This window comes from Achromobacter sp. JCM 18799, assembly GCF_055395645.1.
This window is the reverse complement of record NZ_AP043866.1, coordinates 3019089-3035524: the sequence shown is the minus strand read 5'-3', so window position 1 is coordinate 3035524 and position 16436 is coordinate 3019089. Positions and strand designations below refer to the sequence as shown.

Genomic DNA, 16436 nt, shown 5'->3' with positions numbered 1-16436 from the left:
GGGCGGCAAGCGGCGAATGGAACGGCCGGCGCGCGGCGCCGCCGTTCCGTCCCGCCTTCAGTGCTGCGCCTTGAGCGCTGCGTCGCGGATCTTTTCCAGGGTCGTGCCCGGGGTGATGGTTTCCGGATCGATGAAGCAGTGCAGGATGGCCGGCTTGCCGCTGGCCAGGGCGCGTTCGAAGGCCGGGCCGAACTGCTCGGTGGTCTCGACGCGTTCGCCGTGGCCGCCAAAGGCGCGCGCATAGTCGGCGAAATCCGGATTCTTCAGATCGGTCGCGGAAATGCGGCCGGGGTAGTGCTTTTCCTGGTGCATGCGGATCGTGCCGTACATGCCGTTGTCCACCAGCACCACGACGATGGGCAGGTCGTATTGCACCGCGGTCGCGAATTCCTGGCCGTGCATCAGGAAGCAGCCGTCGCCAGCGAAGCAGACCACGGTCTTGTCGGGCGACACGCGCTTGGCGCCCACGGCGGCGGGCAGGCCGTAGCCCATGGAGCCCGACGTCGGCGCCAGCTGCGTGCCGTAGCGCGTAAAGCGGTGGAAGCGGTGCAGCCAAGTGGCGTAGTTGCCGGCGCCGTTGGTCATGATGGCATCGGCCGGCAGCGTCTTTTCCAGGTAGGCCATGACCTGGCCCATTTGCAGCGCGCCCGGCGTCGTGATGGCGCTGGGATCGCTCCATTTCAGATACGACTCGCGCATGGCCTGCGTGCCGGCGGCCCAGGCGGGCTGGGCCGGCGCCTTCAGGCCGCCCAGCGCCTGCGCAAAGGCGGCGGGCGAAGTATTGATGGCCAGGGTGGGGCGGTAGACGCGGCCCAGCTCGGCGGTGTCGGGGTGCACGTGCACCAGTTTCTGCTTGGGTACCGGGATGTCCAGCAGGGTGTACGCCTGGCTGGGGTTTTCCGACATGCGGCCGCCGACCAGCAGGATCAGGTCCGCATCGGCGACGCGCTTGAGCAGCGCGGGGTTGATGCCCAGACCCACGTCGCCGATGAAGCAGGGGTGGTCGGCCGGGAACAGCATCTGGCGGCGGAAGGACACGGCCGTGGGCAGCGCGTGGCGCTGCGCAAAATCGGCGAACTGCTGCACCGCGCGGGCGTCCCAGCGAGTGCCGCCCAGGATGGCGACCGGATTTTTGGCCTCGGCCAGCAGCTTTTCCAGGTCGGCCAGCTGGCCGGCGGTGGGGGCGGAATCGATGACTTCGTAGCGTGGCGCGTCGGCGACCTTGGCGGCTTCGACCAGCATGTCTTCGGGCAGCGCGATCACGACCGGGCCGGGACGGCCCGAGGTGGCGATGTGGAAGGCGCGCGAAACCAGTTCGGGGATGCGTTCGACCTGATCGATCTCGGTGACCCACTTGGCCTGCGTGCCGAACACGGCGCGGCAATCCATTTCCTGGAAGGCTTCGCGTTCGCGCATGCCGCGCTCGATCTGGCCGACGAAGAGGATCAGGGGGGTGGAGTCCTGCTTGGCGATGTGCACGCCCGCCAGCGCGTTGGACGCGCCCGGGCCGCGGGTCACCATGCAGATGCCAGGTTCGCCGGTCAGCTTGCCATGGGCGTCGGCCATCATGGCCGCGCCGCCTTCCTGGCGGCACACCGTGACCTTGATGTCCGCATCGTGCAGGCCGTCCAGCACCGCCAGATAGCTTTCACCGGGAACACAGAAAACATGTTTGACGCCCTGCGCAACCAGCTGGTCGACCAGGATGTGACCGCCAAGGCGGGATTCTTGCTGGGACATGGGGGTGGTAGTCATGATGAGCCGAGGTTAGGACATCCGAGCATAATGTTCCTTGATCGCACAATGCAATTGATAAAATTGCACAATCTATTGACCCACCGGCACGACCTGCCATGCTGCGCCGCGGCAAGATCCGAGCGGCGCAGCAGCGGCGGCGCCCGCCGGCACCTGGCGGTTCCCGCGATATGAGAAACGGCATTCCCAACCTGAGCGCCCTGCAGGCGTTTGAAGCGTCGGCCCGGCTGGGCAGCTTTTCCCGCGCCGCCGAGGAATTGTCCCTGACGCATAGCGCCGTCTACCGCCAAGTGGCCAGCCTGGAGGCGCGCCTGGGCGTGCAGCTGTTCACGCGGGTGCGCCGGCGCATCGTGCTGACCGATCACGGAGCGGAGTACGCCGGCCGCATCCGCCACCATTTGGACCAGATCGAAAAAGACACTTTCGGCCTGGTCAGCCGCACCGGCATGGGCCGCAGCATCCATATCGCCGTGGTGCCCACCCTGGCGACGACCTGGTTGATCCCGCGCCTGGCGGATTTCCAGCGCGAGCACGGCGACATCACGGTCAGCCTGTCCGTGCGCACGTTGCCGTTCCAGTTCAAAGACCAGCCCTTCGACGGCGCGCTGTATCACGGGGACGGATTGTGGCCAGGCACCCAGGGCGTGCTGCTGTTCCCCGAACGCGAACTGGTGCCGGTGTGCGCGCCAGAACTGGCGGCGCGGGCGGCGGAACCGGGGGCCAGCGCCTTGTCCGGCATGACCCATCTGCACCTGGCTTCGCGGCCGGACGCCTGGCGCCAGTGGTACGCGGCCAACAGCCATCTTTATGGTCCGCACGCCGCCGGCGGGCCGCGCTACGAGCTTTTCACCATGGTGATGGCGGCGGTGCAGGCCGGCCTGGGAGTCGGGCTGATGCCGCGTTTCCTGGCCCAGCCCGCGCTCGACCAAGGCACGCTGGCGATGCCCGTACCGCAATCGCTATCGGTCAGCCAGGGCTATTACTTCGGCTATCCGCAGCGCAGCGAACGCTCCGAGGCGCTCAAGCTCTTCGAGAGCTGGCTGAAGTCCGCCGCCGCAGGCGTGGGCGGACGTTGAGCCGTAGAATCCAGCCATGTCCGCAATCCGCCCCCCGCTTGAATCCCAGGCCGATATCGACGCCTTCATCGATGCCGTCTGGCTGGAAGACGGCCTGTCGGCCAACACCCTGGCGGCCTACCGGCGCGATCTGACGGGTTTTGCCCGCTGGCTGGAAGATCCCGAAGCCTACGCGCGCGAAATGGCCGACCGCCACGGCGATGCGGCGCAGGCCCACGTCCTGCCCGCCGGACCCGCCAAAGCTCTGCGCGATGCCGGCAAGGCCGACATCGAAGCCTGGTTCGCCTTCCGCCACGAAGAAACCCGCGCCACCACCGCCAACCGCAGGCTGGCCGCGTTGCGCCGCTTTTACGCCTGGGCGCTGCGCGAACACCGCGCCGAGCGCGATCCCTGCCTGACGCTGATCGCCGCCAAGCAGCCGCCGCGCATGCCCAAGACTCTGTCCGAGCAGCAGGTGGACGCCTTGTTGCGCGCGCCCGACCTGGAGGAGGCCCGCGGCCTGCGCGACCGCGCCATGCTGGAAACGCTGTACGCCACGGGCTTGCGGGTATCCGAGCTGGTGGGCATGCGCACGCTGGACGTGAGCCTGAACGAAGGCGTGGTGCGGGTGGTGCTGGGCAAGGGCGGCAAGGACCGGCTGGTGCCGCTGGGCGCCGAGGCGGCCCATTGGATCGACCGCTACCTGAAGTCCGCGCGGCCGGAGCTGGCGGCTGGACGCGTGAGCGATGCGCTCTTCATCACTGGCCGGGCCGAAGCCATGTCGCGCCAGGCGTTCTGGCAACTGGTGAAGAAATATGCCCTGCTGGCGGACGTGCGCGCGCCGCTGTCGCCGCACGTGCTGCGGCACGCCTTCGCCACGCATCTGCTGAACCACGGCGCCGACCTGCGCGTGGTGCAGATGCTGCTGGGCCACGCCGACATTTCCACCACGCAGATCTACACGCACGTCGCGCGCGAACGCCTGAAGGCGCTGCACGCGACGCACCATCCTCGCGGCTAGCGCTGCACGCGCCGCTTCGAAATTCCTCTTTCACGCATAACCATGAGCAAAGCCCGCCACGTTTCCGAGACGCCCGCCACCCAGTTCCTCAAGCAGAACAAGGTGGCGTACACGGAGCACACCTATGACTACGTCGACCATGGCGGCGCGGGCGAAGCCGCGCGCCAGTTGGGCCTGGATCCGCATGCGGTGGTCAAGACCCTGGTGATGGAGGACGAGTCCGCCAAGCCCCTGATCGTGGTCATGCATGGCGACCGCGAAGTCTCCACCAAGAACCTGGCGCGCCAAGCCGGTTTGAAGCGGGTGGAGCCCTGCAAGCCCGAGGTGGCGCAGCGCCATTCGGGCTATCAGGTGGGCGGCACCTCGCCCTTCGGCACGCGCAAGAAGATGCCGGTGTGGGTCGAGGCCGAAGTGCTGGACTACCCGGTGGTCTACATCAACGGCGGGCGGCGCGGGTATCTGATCGGCATAGATCCCAAGGTGCTGGTCACGCTGCTGGGCGCCAAGGGCGTGTCCGTCGCTCTGGAGTAAGGCGGGCTTGCGTGGGCGTGGTATTCCCATACCACCACCCTGGCCGATGGCGGCGTCACAATAGGGGCGTAGATCAAGAACCGGAACCCGGCCACGTGGCCCGAACCGGCTTTCCGCCATCCCTGGGAGACAAACATGAGCAAGCGACTGTTGATGCTGGTCGGCGACTACGCCGAAGACTACGAGACCATGGTGCCGTACCAGACCCTGCTGACGGTGGGGCACACGGTGCACGCGGTATGCCCGGACAAGAAAGCGGGCGACACCATCGCCACCGCGATCCATGACTTCGAAGGCGCACAGACCTACACCGAAAAGCGCGGCCACAATTTCGCGCTGAACTATGACTTTGACCGCGTCGAGCCGTCGTCCTACGACGGCCTGGTGATTCCGGGCGGCCGCGCGCCGGAGTATCTGCGGCTGAACGAAAAGGTGCTGGACATCGTGCGCGCCTTCGACAAGGCCGGCAAGCCCATCGCGGCGGTCTGCCACGGCGCGCAACTGCTGGCCGCGGCCGGGATCCTGAAGGGCCGCACCTGCTCCGCCTATCCGGCGTGCGCCCCGGAAGTGCGCCTGGCGGGCGGCACCTATGCCGAGATCGGCATCGACCAGGCCTACACCGACGGCAATCTGGTGACGGCGCCGGCCTGGCCCGCGCACCCGGCCTGGATGTCGCAATTCCTGGCGGTGCTGGGCACGAAGATCACGCCCTGATCTTCAAAGCCACAAAGCGCCAGGGCCGCAAGCTTGCGGCCCTGGCGCTTTTTTCTTGCGGCTTGGATATCAGGCGAAATCGAGCACGATGCGGCCTTCGATCTGGCCGCGCCGCATGCGGTCGAACACGTCGTTGATGTTCTCCAGGCTTTCGGTGGCGACGGTGGCGTGCACCTTGCCCTCTTCGGCAAACTGCAGCGATTCCTGCAGGTCCAGGCGCGAGCCCACGATGGAGCCGCGCACGGTGACGCCATTGAGCACCATGTCGAAGATCGACAGCGGGAAGTCGCCCGGCGGCAGACCGTTAAGCGCCACCGTGCCGCCGCGGCGCACCATGCCCAGCGCCTGCTCGAAGGCCTTGGGCGATACCGCCGTGATCAGCGCGCCGTGCGCGCCGCCGATCTCGCGCTTGAGGTAGGCGGCCGGGTCGGTGGTCTTGGCGTTGACGGTGACCTCGGCGCCCAAGCGGCGGGCGAAGTCCAGCTTGGCGTCGTCGATGTCCACAGCCGCGACGTTCAGGCCCATGGCCTTGGCGTACTGCACCGCCATGTGGCCCAATCCGCCGATGCCGGAAATCACCACCCAGTTGCCCGGACGGGTGTCCGTCATCTTCAGGCCCTTGTACACGGTCACGCCGGCGCACAGCACGGGCGCTACCTCGACGAAACCGACGTTCTTGGGCAGCAGGCCCACGTAGTTGGCATCAGCCAGCGCGTATTCGGCAAAGCCGCCGTTCACGGAGTAGCCGGCGTTCTTCTGCGTTTCGCACAGCGTTTCCCAGCCGCCCAGGCAATGCTCGCAATGCCCGCAGGCGGAATACAGCCAGGGAATGCCGACGCGGTCGCCTTCCTTCACATGGGTCACGCCCGCGCCCACCGCAACCACATGGCCGACGCCTTCGTGGCCGGGAATGAAGGGCGGGTTGGGCTTGACGGGCCAGTCGCCTTCGACCGCGTGCAGGTCGGTGTGGCAGACCCCGCAGGCTTCTATCTTTACCAGCAATTCGCCCGGACCCGGGCGCGGCACCGCGACTTCTTCGATTGCCAGGGGCTTGCCGAATGCTCGTGCAACCGCTGCTTTCATGGTTTTATCCATCACTGCCTCCGAAGTCTGATCAAGATTCCTTATGCTCGAACGTGGACGCTTTCCCGACCATGATTTATATCAACCGAGGGGGCTGCCCGCCGATGCCGGAAACGTGTGGTTGCAGAAAGAGGCCGGCCTCGCGCAGCTTGCCCGGGCCGCGGCAAACGGCGTACAGTCAGCCGTAGGCATCCCGGCCCAGGCCCCAGGCCCAGTCCCGAGTTCCAGGAGCTCCCATGTGTGAAATCTTCATCCGCGCCAGCGAGCAGTCCTACGCGCCCGAAACCCGTTCGCTGCGGCTGCATGGCGTGGCTACCAGCCTGAGACTGGAACAGCTGTTCTGGCAGGTATTGGAAGAAATCGCCGGCCGCGACGGCATGCGCGTGACGCAGCTGATCGAACGTCTGTACGACGAACTGATCGAGTATCGCGGCGAGGCCGCCAATTTCACCTCATTCCTGCGCGTGTGCTGCCTGCGCTACCAACTGCTGCAGGCAGAGGGCCGAATCCCCTTGGACGCGGCCGTGCCGATCCGTTCGCTCAACCCGCAGGTAGTGCTGGAAGGCCTGCCGCCCACGCTGTACGACGCCCAGCCCCTGCGCCCCAAACGCAAGGCCGCGTAGGCCGCCAACACTGACGCCGCCGCGGCGCCAAAAAGCAAAGGGCCCGAATTTTTCGGGCCCTTTGCTCATGTGGCAGCGTAGCGCGGCGGGTGTTCAGCCGCCAGACTGGATCGACGCCATCGCCACTTCGTTCTGCACGATGCGGCGGATGCGCACCGCATCGCCGATGCGGGAGAGCTTGCCCTGCGAATCCAGCAGCACGATGGCCAGGTCGCGGCCGTTGATGCGGGCCAGCATGACCAGGCATTCGCCCGCTTCGTTGATGTAGCCGGTCTTGGACACCTTGATGTCCCAGTCGGGCTTGCGCACCAGCAGGTTGGTGTTGCGGAAGGTCTGCGTGCGGTTGTTGACCTCGACGTCGTACTCGGTATCGGTGGAGTAGCGGTGGATCAGCGGGCGCTGGGAGGCGGCGCGCAGCAGTCGGGCCAGATCGTGCGGCGACGAGACGTTGTCGCTGGACAGGCCGGTGGGCTCGATGAAGCGGGTGCTGGTCATGCCCAGCGCCTGCGCCTTGGCGTTCATGGCGGCCACGAAGGCGGGCAGGCCGCCCGGATAGTGGCGGCCCAGCGCGTTGGCGGCGCGGTTTTCGGACGACATCAGCGCCAGGTGCAGCATGTCGCCGCGCGACAGCTTGGTGCCCACGCGCAGACGCGAGGTGGTGTGCTTGAGGCCGTCGACGTCTTCGTCGGTGATCTCCAGCATTTCGTTCATGGGCAGATTGGCGTCGACCACGACGACCGCGGTCATCAGCTTCGAGATCGAAGCGATGGGGCGCACCACGTTTTCGTTCTTGGCGAAGATGACCGTGGACGTTTCCAGATCCTGCACATAGGCGGTAGTGGAACGCAGGGCGGCGGCTTCGGCGCGCACCGAGGAGGCGGGCGGCGGCATGGCGGCCGAACCGACCGCGGCAGCAGCGGCGGCACGTTGCGCGCGCGACGGCTTGTTCGGCTTGCCGCTCTTGCCGGCGGCCGCGCCCTTCTTGGGCGGCGTGCCCTTGGCGGCGACCTGCTTGCCGCCCTTGGGGGCGGCTGCTTTCTTGCCGGAGGAGGATTTGGGGGGAGTTTTCGCGGAGGAGGCGGCTTGTTTGCCCGAGGCGCTCTTGCCGGAGCTGGCCTTGGGGGCCGGAGCCTTCTTCGCTTGTTGCGCCTTGCAGGCCGACGACTTGGCGTTGGTCTTGCAAGGGTCCGTATTCTTCGCGGCTTGCGCGGCGGGGGGCAGGAGCGCGCACACCGCCAGCGCCACAGGCGCTATCGCGTTCGCAATCGCACGTTTCCAGGGAAATGCCATGGTTTGAGCTGGCTTGTCAGTCTGTCAGTAAATGTTTCTTAAGCCGGCGTTTCGTCGGGCCAGAAAAAGTCCAGATGAATTAGAGGCTTACGCGTCGAATTTAAACAGCAATTTCAAGTTGTGCGCAAGGCGATTTGCTATCATCGTCCAAAAAAATAATGGTGACGTATTGACGCAGCTTCAATTCGTCACAAGACAAGTTCGAGAAGCTAACGGCAGGCCGCGCGTGAGCGTAGCCCGGATTAACCCTCATCTGGCTGAACGCGCGAGGTTTTTGTCCATGGGCAGATCAGGACAAGACGTGCTCACAAAGGGCAAGGCTTCGGGCGGATAGGGGGGGCTGGGAAGGAAGGCGTCGGAACCGACGCCAGAGATGGCCTCGCCGGGTGGAATCGAACCACCAATTGACCCTTAGGAGGGGCCGGTTATATCCATTTAACTACGGCGAGACTATTGCTGATCAGGCGGCAAGGCCGGTCGAGTGACCGCGTTTGCTTGCTAAGGCCTTGATATCGCTACGAATCTTTCGGCCCTGAGTTTATCACTGGGGGCACGGGCTTCGGCGCAGGACGCAAGTCTATCAGCAGGCGGCGCAAGCCCCAAATCCGCTGTCCGCAACCCGGCCCGCCGGACCCGGCGCCCAACGGGGCTATTGCCGGAGCGCGGAGGCTATTTGTATATGATGTCCGGGTCCTGCGCTGCGCGCCGGACCGTCCCGTGGAGGGGGCGGCGAACCAAAACAACGAAAAACGGGTTTCATGTCTAACCAAACCGATACGAATTTCACCCGTACCCTGATCGTGGGCACGCTGGTGGTGCTGCTCGCGATGGGGGTGCGCGCCACCTTCGGGCTCTTCATGCAGCCGATGGGGCTGGCGCAGGGCTGGGGACGCGAAGTGTTCTCCATGGCCTTCGCGCTGCAGAACCTGGTGTGGGGCGTGGCCTGTATCTTCATGGGCATCCTGGCCGACCGCTACGGTTCGGGCCGCACCATCGCCCTGGGCGCGGTGCTGTACATGCTGGGCATGATAGGCACGCGCTTCGCCACCGATGAAGCCACGCTCTATCTGACCGCCGGCGTGCTGGTCGGGCTGGGACAGGCCGGCACGACCTTTCCGGTGATCCTGCCCGTTGTGGCGCGCGCGGTGCCGCCCGCCTACCGCAGCACGGCGATGGGCATCGCCAGCGCTGGCGGTTCCCTGGGGCAGTTCGCCGTGGTGCCCACGGGGCAGGTGCTGATCAGCGGCCTGGACTGGCCGGGCGCATTGTGGGTGCTGTCGCTGTTCGTCGCTTGCGGCGCGCCCCTGGCGTATTTCCTGCGCGGTCGTCCGCAAGCCCACACCGGGCCGCAGCAGTCGCTGGCCTCGGCGGTCAAGCAGGCGGTGCGCCACCCCTCGTTCCATTTCCTGTTCTGGAGCTATTTCGTCTGCGGCTTCCACACCGCTTTCATCACGCTGCACCTGCCCGCCTATGTCACGGACGGCGGCCTGAGCGCGGGGCAGGGCGCGACCGCCATTGCGCTGATCGGCCTGTTCAACGTGCTGGGTTCGTTCTATGCCGGCAAGCTGGGCGGCAAGTACAGCAAGAAGCGGCTCCTCGCCGTGGTGTACGGCATGCGCGCCTTCGGCATCCTGCTGTTGCTCTGGATGCCGCTGTCGCCTTGGGTGCTGTACGCCTTCGCCGCGTGGATGGGCTTGTTCTGGCTGGGGACCGTGCCGCTCACGCAGGGGCTGATCGGCCAGATCTACGGCCTGCGCTATGCGGCCACGCTGTCCGGCATCGTCTTCCTGGGACACCAGCTGGGCAGTTTCATCGGCGTGTGGCTGGGTGGATATGCCTACGCCAAGACCGGCAACTACGATGCCGTCTGGTGGCTGGGCGTGGCGCTGGCCATTATCGCGGCGCTGCTGTGCCTGCCGGTGCGCGAGCAGCCGGTTGCCCAGCCGGCCACGGCCTGAGACGTCCATGAACCCTGCGACTCGCTCCGCATCCGCCGCCCGCCGCCATCGCGCTTGGCGCGCGGCTGGCGCGCTGGCCCTGGTTGCCGTCCTGGGCCTGGCGTTCTGGGGCTACACCACGCCGGAAATGCAGATCCACTGGGAAAACCTGGCCGCGCTCTGCGGCTTCTAGGGACTTTTTCCGCTCGGCCTCGCGGTATCCTACGGCGGTATTTCTTCCCTCATCGCGCGCCGCCCGCGGGCGGGCGCCACGGATGCCCATGCAGGACTCATCGCCCTCCTATCCCGATTTATCGCTGCCGGACATCGGCGGCATGCCTGCCGCCGATACGCTGGTGCTGACGGTGAACAACCGCCTGTCGCGCCGGCTCACGCTGGAGCTGGCGGGCCTGCTGCGCCAGGAACGCCAGGTCAGCGAATTGCCGCGCATATTGCCGCTGTCCGCCTGGCTGGCCGATGCGGCCAATGAACTCGCGTTCGAGACGGATGGCGATGTGCCTGCCTATCGGCTGGACAGTTTCGCCACGCAGCTGGTGTGGACCGAGGCGATCCGCGCTGAAGAAGCCGAGCGCGTGCTGCTGGATGCGAGCCAGGCCGCGCGTTTGTCGATGGACGCGGACCTGCTGATGGACGAATGGCAGCTGCATGTGCCTTCGGGCGCGGATACCGACGAATATCGAGGCTTTGCGAAATGGCGGGTGCGTTACCGTCAGGCGCTGGCCGGCATCGACGCCGAGGACGCCAACCAGGGCTACGCGCGCGTGCTGCGGGCGCTGGAGGACGGACGCCTGCCCGTGCCGCGCCAACTGGTGCTGGCCGGATTCACGGATATGTCGCCGCGCTTTCGTCGGCTCTTGCAGGCGTTTGAAGAGCAGGGCGTGGCCGTCGCGCAGTGGCGCGACGCGCAGCGCGTTGAAACGCCGGCGCGCAGATTCGAGGCTGCGGATCAAGGCGCGGAGTGGCGCGCCGCCGCGGCCTGGGCGGCCGAGCGCCTGAAGGCGCATCCGCAGGGCCGCTACGCCATCGTCTCGCCCCAGCTGGAGGCGGAGTCGCCTTTCGCGCGGCGGGTGTTGAGCCAGGCCCTGGCCGGGCGCGGCGGCGAAGCCGCGTACGCCTTCAACGTGGCCGTGGGACGTCCGTTGAATGAATGGCCGATGGCGCGCGCCGCGCTTGCCTGGTTGCGCGCCCTGGCCGAATGCGCGCCGGGCAAGGGCTGCGGCGTCGAGGTGCTGGGCGCGGCCCTGCTGGGCGGGCATTGCGCGGGCGACGTGCGCGACCGCGCTCGGCTGGCCTCGATCGACGCGCGCTGGCGTCGCCAAGCCCAGCTGCACGTCACACCGCAGGATTGGCGCAAGCTGCTGGCGGACCTGCCCGCGTTGGCGCAGGCCTGGAATCAGGCCATGGAAATCTGGACGCAGGGCGGCCGCCAGGCCACTTGCGACGTGTGGATGTTGCGCATGAAGGCCGCGCTGATGGCGTTGGGCTTTCCCGGCGAAGGCGTGCTGGACAGCGTTGGCTATCAGGTGATGGGGGCGTTGGGCGATGCGCTGGGCAGTTTTTCGGCGCTGGCGCCGGCCGCCGGGCGCCTGGGCGGCGTGGCCGCCGTGAACCTGCTGGAAAGCGTGGCGCGTTCCGCCTCGTTTCAGCCGCAACGCGATCCGCAGGCGCGCCTGGACGTGCTGGGTTTGCTGGAAGCCGAGGGCGGCTATTGGGACGGCGTCTGGGTGTTGGGCTTGACCGACGACGTGTTGCCGGCCTCGCCCAAGCCCAATCCGCTGTTGCCGCTGGCCGTGTTGCGCCAGGCCAAGGCGCCGCGCGCCACGCCCGAGCGCGAACGCGAATGGGCCGAGGGCATGTACGCGGCGTTGTGCCGTTGCGCGCCCGAGATCATCGTCAGCCATGCGCACATGGACGGCGAGCGCGAGCTGCGTCCGTCGCCGCTGATCGCGGCGGCAGCGCTGACGGACTGGGCGCCCGCCTCGGCGCAAGCGCTGCCGGCCTTGCCGCAGGAATCGCTGGACGATGCGCAAGGACCCGCGTTGGCGGCCGGCAATCGCGGCGGCGGCGGCCTGGACGTGCTGGACACGCAGGCGCGCAATCCGCTGTGGGCCTTCGTGCGGCATCGCCTGGGCGGCCGCGAAATGGCGCCCTATGCGGATGCGGCCACGGTCAACGTGCGCGGCCAGTTTCTGCACAAGGCGCTGGAACTGGTGTGGGGCATGATGCCCGACCAGGACGCACTGCACGAAGTCATGGCCGAGGGCCGCCTGCCTGCCTTGCTGGAACAGGCGGTGGCGCAAGCCGCGGACGAGGAACTGAAAGATTACGCGCCCGCCTTGCGCACGCTGGAATGCCAGCGCGCCCAGGTCGTGCTGGCGTCCTGGCTGGACATGGAAGCGCAGCGCCTGCCTTTCGCGGTGGCCCAGGTGGAAAAGAACCATCAATGGCAGCGCGGCGCGCTCAACCTGAAGCTGCGGCTGGACCGCATCGACACCCTCGGCGATGGCCGCAACGTCATCGTCGACTACAAGACCGGCGTGGCGGCGGCCAAGCCCGAACCGGACTGGTCGCGCAGCCGCCCCGTGAACGTGCAGCTGCCGTTCTATGCCTCGGTGCTGGCGGACGCCGCGGGCGGCGAAGTGGCGGGCCTGGTGCTGGCGCAGATCCATGCGCGGCAGGTCGCCGCGCAGGGCCTGGCCGACGAAGACCTGGGCGTGCCCGGCGTCACGCTGGCCAGCGACAGCAAGTACTTCGACGGGCTGTCCTGGCCGGATATCCGGCAGCGCTGGCGCACGGCCATCGAAGCGCTGGCCGACGAGTACGCCGCGGGCTACGCGGCCAACGTCGCGTATCGCCGCGATGACCTGAAATATTGCGATGCACTGCCGTTCCTGCGTTTGCATCTGGACGACGAGGACGCATGAGCCATGGCTGAACAAGAACGCTTGCCGCACGACCACATGGCGCGCGCCGACGCGCTGGATCCGACCCGTTCGTTCCTGGTGCAGGCGCCGGCTGGCTCCGGCAAGACCGAGCTGCTGACGGACCGCATCCTGGCGCTGCTGGCCACGGTGAACCGTCCGGAAGAAATCGTCGCCATCACCTTCACGCGCAAGGCCGCGTCCGAGATGCATGCGCGCGTGCTGAGCAAGCTGCGCCGCGGACTGGACGCGCCGCCGGAAGCCATGCACGAGCGCCGCAGCTGGCAACTCGCGCGCGCCGCGCTGGCGCGCAACGACGAGCAGGGCTGGCATCTGCTGGATCATCCGGCGCGGCTGGCCATCCGCACCATCGACTCGTTCTGCGCGGGTCTGGTGCGCAGCATGCCATGGCTGTCGGAGCTGGGCGGCATGCCCGAGATCACGGATGATGCGCGCACCCACTACGAGGCGGCGGCGCGCGCCACCCTGGACCTCGCCGACGACTACGAGGCCGTGCGCATCCTGCTCAAGCATTTGGACGTGGACGTGCAGGCCGCCAAGGAAGCCATCGCCGACATGCTGGGCCAACGCGACCAGTGGCTGCCGCTGCTGCGCCACGGCTCCGACCGCGAGGGCATGGAAGCCATGCTGGCCGAGGCCATCGGCGAAGACCTGGACGCGCTCAGCGAGGCCATGCCCTATGGCTGGGCCGACGCGCTGTGCGGCCCGGCGCGTCTGGCTGCCGCCAATCTGCAGGATGGAGAGGCGGAAAACAAGCTGCTGGCCTTGCTGGACTGGACGGAAGAGCCGCCGCCTGACGCCGAAGCGCTGGAACTCTGGCAAGCCGTGGCGCATCTGCTGCTGACAGGCACCGGCACCTTGCGCAAGACCGTCAACAAGAACCAGGGCTTTCCCGCCAAGTGCGCGCATAAGGAACCGTTCGTGGCGTGGCTGGAAGCCGCCGACCCGGATGCAGTCTGGGTGCGCCGCCTGCATGCGGTGCGGGACGTGCCCGCGCCGCATTTCACCGATGCGCAATGGGAAGTGCTGGGCGCGCAGCTGATGACGCTGGCGCTGGCGGTGGCGCAATTGCGGCTGCGCTTTGCCGATACGGGCGAGGTCGATTTCATCGAAATCGCGCAGCGCGCCGCGGCCGCGCTGGGCAGCGCCGACGATCCGGGCGAACTGCTGCTGAAGCTGGACGCCTCGATCCGCCATCTGCTCATCGACGAATTCCAGGACACAAGCCAGACCCAGCTGGACCTGCTGCGCACGCTGACCTCGGGCTGGCAGCAGGGCGACGGCCGCAGCCTGTTCCTGGTGGGCGATCCGATGCAGTCCATCTACCGTTTCCGCAAGGCGGAAGTGGGCCTGTTCCTGGAAGTCGCCGACATCGGCGTGGGCGAACTGCAGCCGGACTTTCTCAACCTCACCGACAACTTCCGCTCGCAGGCGGGGATCGTCGAATGGGTCAATCAGTCGTTTGCGCAATTGCTGCCCCGGCGCAGCGACGCGGCGGCGGGCGCCATCGCCTACAGCCCGTCCACCGCTTTCCATGAAGCGCTGCCGGAACCCGCCGTGCGTTTTCACCCGGCCTGGTCGCGCGAGGGCGCGGCTTCCGCGGAAACGCAGGCCGAAGACATTGCGGTGGACCTGGTGCGCCAGGCGCTGATCGACCACAAGGGCGCCAAGCACCCCGTCGCCGTGCTGGTGCGGGCGCGCAGCCATCTGGGCAACCTGACCCGCCGCCTGGCGCAGGAAGGCATACGCTGCCGCGCAGTGGACCTGGTGCCGCTGGCCCTGCGACCGGTGGTGGCGGACCTGGTGCAGCTGGTGCGGGCCTTGTCGCACGCCGGCGATCGTCTGGCCTGGCTGTCGGTGCTGCGCGCGCCGTACTGTGGCTTGACGCTGACCTCTTTGCAGCGCCTGTTCGGCGATGACCACATCACGCCGGTTCCGGTGCTGCTGGAACGCGCGTTGCGGATCCCGCCGCAGACCATGCCGGTGGCCTCGGCCAACGGGCCGCAGGGCTCATTGTTCGATGCGGCGCCCGAAGCGCCGGACACGCCGTCGGCGCAGAGCGTACTTGGCGCCGACGAGTTCGAGCGCTTGCGTCAGGTGGCGGGCATCCTGCTCGACAAGCGCAATGCCTCGGGCGCCATGCCTTTCGCGGCCTGGGTGGAGTCGTTGTGGCGCCGCCTGGGCGGCCCGGCTCTGTATGCCGGCCTCTCTGTCGCCAACGACGCGGAAAGCCTGTTCCAACTGGTCGAGCGCCTGGCGCCGCACGGCGCCATCGACGTCGCGGCGCTCGACACCGGCATCGCGCGCTTGTTCGCGGCGCCGGACGCGGCGGACGAAGACACGGGCGCGGTCGAAATCATGACCATGCACAAGTCCAAGGGCCTGCAGTTCGAAACCGTCATCCTGTACGGCCTGCACCGCGCGCCGCGCGGCGACCAGGCGCCGCTGGTGCGCTTTGAGCAGAGCGGCGGCCGCGTGCTGTTCGGCCCGGTCAAGCCGCGCGCCGAAACCGAGGCCGATCCCCTGTCGCGCTACCTGGGCGCGCGCGAGGCGCGCCGCGCCTCCTACGAAATCGACCGCCTGCTGTACGTGGCCGCGACGCGGGCGCGCAAGCGCCTGCACCTCGTGGGCCACGTGTCGGTGGACGAAGCCAGCGGCCAGGTCAAGACGCCGTCCTCCGCCAGCCTGCTGGGCCGCTTGTGGCCTTGCCTGGCCATACCGACGCCGCCATCGTTGGATGGCGCAGCGGTAGTGCAGGAGGCCGACGGCCCCGAGTGGCAAGGCGAACCCTTGCGGCGCGTGGACCGCGTCGGCCTGGCTCAACTGGCGCGGGTGGCGGACGTAGCGGTCAGCCCCGGCTTCGGCGCCGCGGCGCGCGGCGCCTGGGGCGATGGCGGTGAACATCCCGCCTGGCAATTGGAGGCCGGCTACGACGCCGCCATCGGCACCTTGTCGCATGCCTGGCTGGCGCGCATCGGCCAGGACGGCGTGCAGGCCTGGTCCGCCGACGCGCTGGCCGAACGCCTGCCCGCCATGCGGCGCCAGCTGACGCGCGCAGGCATCCCGGCCAGCCAGGCCGACGCCGCCTCCGAAGCCGTGCTCGAAACCCTGCAAGCCACCCTCGCCGACGAGCGCGGCCTGTGGCTGCTGTCCCAATCCGGCGCCCGCCGCGAATGGCCCCTGATCGACGCCGCCGGCAAGGTATCCGTCATCGACCTTGCCCTCAGCACCGAGGACGGCTGGCTCATCGTCGACTACAAAACCGGCCGCCCGCATCCCGGCGAACCCCCCACCGCTTTCGCCGCCCGCATGCGCCAGCGCCACGGCGACCAACTGCTGCGCTACTGCGCCCAAGTCACCGCCCTGGACGGCCGCACCGCCCGCGCCGCCCTCTACTTCCCAAGAGCACACGCCTGGATCGACTTGAAGGAATAGCTGAAGGGAAGTCGACAGAGGCAACACAA

At 67.7% G+C, this 16436-nt stretch carries 12 protein-coding genes and 1 tRNA gene; 9 read left to right on the top strand and 4 right to left on the bottom strand.

Translation table 11 applies throughout. The features are described from left to right. Positions 1–57 precede the first annotated feature (57 nt). Complete coding sequence (locus ACZ5YA_RS14205; protein ID WP_464092679.1) at positions 58–1740, bottom strand: thiamine pyrophosphate-binding protein; 1683 nt, start codon at positions 1738–1740, stop codon at positions 58–60. A gap of 185 nt (positions 1741–1925) precedes the next feature. On the opposite strand from ACZ5YA_RS14205, the gene ACZ5YA_RS14200 reads away from it, so the two are divergent. From ACZ5YA_RS14200 to ACZ5YA_RS14185, 4 genes are all read left to right on the top strand, one after another. After that, a complete protein-coding gene (locus ACZ5YA_RS14200; RefSeq protein WP_192353351.1) occupies positions 1926–2831 on the top strand; it encodes a LysR substrate-binding domain-containing protein in 906 nt (301 codons plus the stop codon). A 16-nt stretch (positions 2832–2847) separates the two neighbouring features. Next, complete coding sequence (gene xerD / locus ACZ5YA_RS14195) at positions 2848–3831, top strand: site-specific tyrosine recombinase XerD (protein ID WP_251881141.1); 984 nt, start codon at positions 2848–2850, stop codon at positions 3829–3831. A 42-nt stretch (positions 3832–3873) separates the two neighbouring features. Then, complete coding sequence (ybaK, locus tag ACZ5YA_RS14190; protein WP_118932766.1) at positions 3874–4362, top strand: Cys-tRNA(Pro) deacylase; 489 nt, start codon at positions 3874–3876, stop codon at positions 4360–4362. A 135-nt stretch (positions 4363–4497) separates the two neighbouring features. Further along, a complete protein-coding gene (locus ACZ5YA_RS14185; protein ID WP_054451405.1) occupies positions 4498–5076 on the top strand; it encodes a DJ-1/PfpI family protein in 579 nt (192 codons plus the stop codon). Positions 5077–5145: 69 nt separating this feature from the next. On the opposite strand, the gene adhP is transcribed toward ACZ5YA_RS14185, so the two are convergent. Beyond that, on the bottom strand, positions 5146–6171 hold the full coding sequence (gene adhP, locus ACZ5YA_RS14180; RefSeq protein ID WP_054451403.1) for an alcohol dehydrogenase AdhP: 1026 nt from the start codon (positions 6169–6171) through the stop codon (positions 5146–5148). A 224-nt stretch (positions 6172–6395) separates the two neighbouring features. Between adhP and ACZ5YA_RS14175 the strand changes: the two genes are divergently transcribed. Further along, positions 6396–6782, top strand: coding sequence for a ribbon-helix-helix domain-containing protein (locus ACZ5YA_RS14175; protein WP_464092678.1), 387 nt, complete (start codon positions 6396–6398; stop codon positions 6780–6782). A 93-nt stretch (positions 6783–6875) separates the two neighbouring features. On the opposite strand, the gene pbpG is transcribed toward ACZ5YA_RS14175, so the two are convergent. Both pbpG and ACZ5YA_RS14165 read right to left on the bottom strand, forming a co-directional pair. After that, positions 6876–8072: a D-alanyl-D-alanine endopeptidase gene (gene pbpG, locus ACZ5YA_RS14170; protein WP_059380181.1), complete on the bottom strand. Its 1197-nt coding sequence runs from the start codon at positions 8070–8072 to the stop codon at positions 6876–6878. A 374-nt stretch (positions 8073–8446) separates the two neighbouring features. Then, a tRNA-Arg gene (locus ACZ5YA_RS14165) sits at positions 8447–8521 on the bottom strand. A 309-nt stretch (positions 8522–8830) separates the two neighbouring features. Between ACZ5YA_RS14165 and ACZ5YA_RS14160 the strand changes: the two genes are divergently transcribed. From ACZ5YA_RS14160 to ACZ5YA_RS14145, 4 genes are all read left to right on the top strand, one after another. Further along, complete coding sequence (locus ACZ5YA_RS14160; protein WP_059380180.1) at positions 8831–10030, top strand: MFS transporter; 1200 nt, start codon at positions 8831–8833, stop codon at positions 10028–10030. 7 nt (positions 10031–10037) lie between these two features. Beyond that, positions 10038–10202 carry a hypothetical protein gene (locus ACZ5YA_RS14155; protein WP_464092677.1) on the top strand — a complete coding sequence of 55 codons (165 nt, stop codon included), beginning with the start codon at positions 10038–10040 and terminating at the stop codon, positions 10200–10202. An 88-nt stretch (positions 10203–10290) separates the two neighbouring features. Continuing rightward, a complete protein-coding gene (locus tag ACZ5YA_RS14150) occupies positions 10291–12954 on the top strand; it encodes a PD-(D/E)XK nuclease family protein (RefSeq protein WP_464092676.1) in 2664 nt (887 codons plus the stop codon). 3 nt (positions 12955–12957) lie between these two features. Further along, positions 12958–16407 (top strand): UvrD-helicase domain-containing protein, encoded by a 3450-nt coding sequence (locus tag ACZ5YA_RS14145; RefSeq protein WP_464092675.1) that lies wholly within the window; start codon positions 12958–12960, stop codon positions 16405–16407. Positions 16408–16436: the final 29 nt, after the last annotated feature.

Bases quoted from the DNA above. Each gene is read 5' to 3' on its own strand.
- adhP (WP_054451403.1), bottom strand. From the start codon at position 6,171: ATGGATAAAACCATGAAAGCAGCGGTTGCACGAGCATTCGGCAAGCCC.
- pbpG (WP_059380181.1), bottom strand. From the start codon at position 8,072: ATGGCATTTCCCTGGAAACGTGCGATTGCGAACGCGATAGCGCCTGTG.
- ACZ5YA_RS14185 (WP_054451405.1), top strand. From the start codon at position 4,498: ATGAGCAAGCGACTGTTGATGCTGGTCGGCGACTACGCCGAAGACTAC.
- ybaK (WP_118932766.1), top strand. From the start codon at position 3,874: ATGAGCAAAGCCCGCCACGTTTCCGAGACGCCCGCCACCCAGTTCCTC.
- xerD (WP_251881141.1), top strand. From the start codon at position 2,848: ATGTCCGCAATCCGCCCCCCGCTTGAATCCCAGGCCGATATCGACGCC.
- ACZ5YA_RS14175 (WP_464092678.1), top strand. From the start codon at position 6,396: ATGTGTGAAATCTTCATCCGCGCCAGCGAGCAGTCCTACGCGCCCGAA.
- ACZ5YA_RS14160 (WP_059380180.1), top strand. From the start codon at position 8,831: ATGTCTAACCAAACCGATACGAATTTCACCCGTACCCTGATCGTGGGC.
- ACZ5YA_RS14145 (WP_464092675.1), top strand. From the start codon at position 12,958: ATGGCTGAACAAGAACGCTTGCCGCACGACCACATGGCGCGCGCCGAC.
- ACZ5YA_RS14155 (WP_464092677.1), top strand. From the start codon at position 10,038: ATGAACCCTGCGACTCGCTCCGCATCCGCCGCCCGCCGCCATCGCGCT.
- ACZ5YA_RS14200 (WP_192353351.1), top strand. From the start codon at position 1,926: ATGAGAAACGGCATTCCCAACCTGAGCGCCCTGCAGGCGTTTGAAGCG.
- ACZ5YA_RS14205 (WP_464092679.1), bottom strand. From the start codon at position 1,740: ATGTCCCAGCAAGAATCCCGCCTTGGCGGTCACATCCTGGTCGACCAG.
- ACZ5YA_RS14150 (WP_464092676.1), top strand. From the start codon at position 10,291: ATGCAGGACTCATCGCCCTCCTATCCCGATTTATCGCTGCCGGACATC.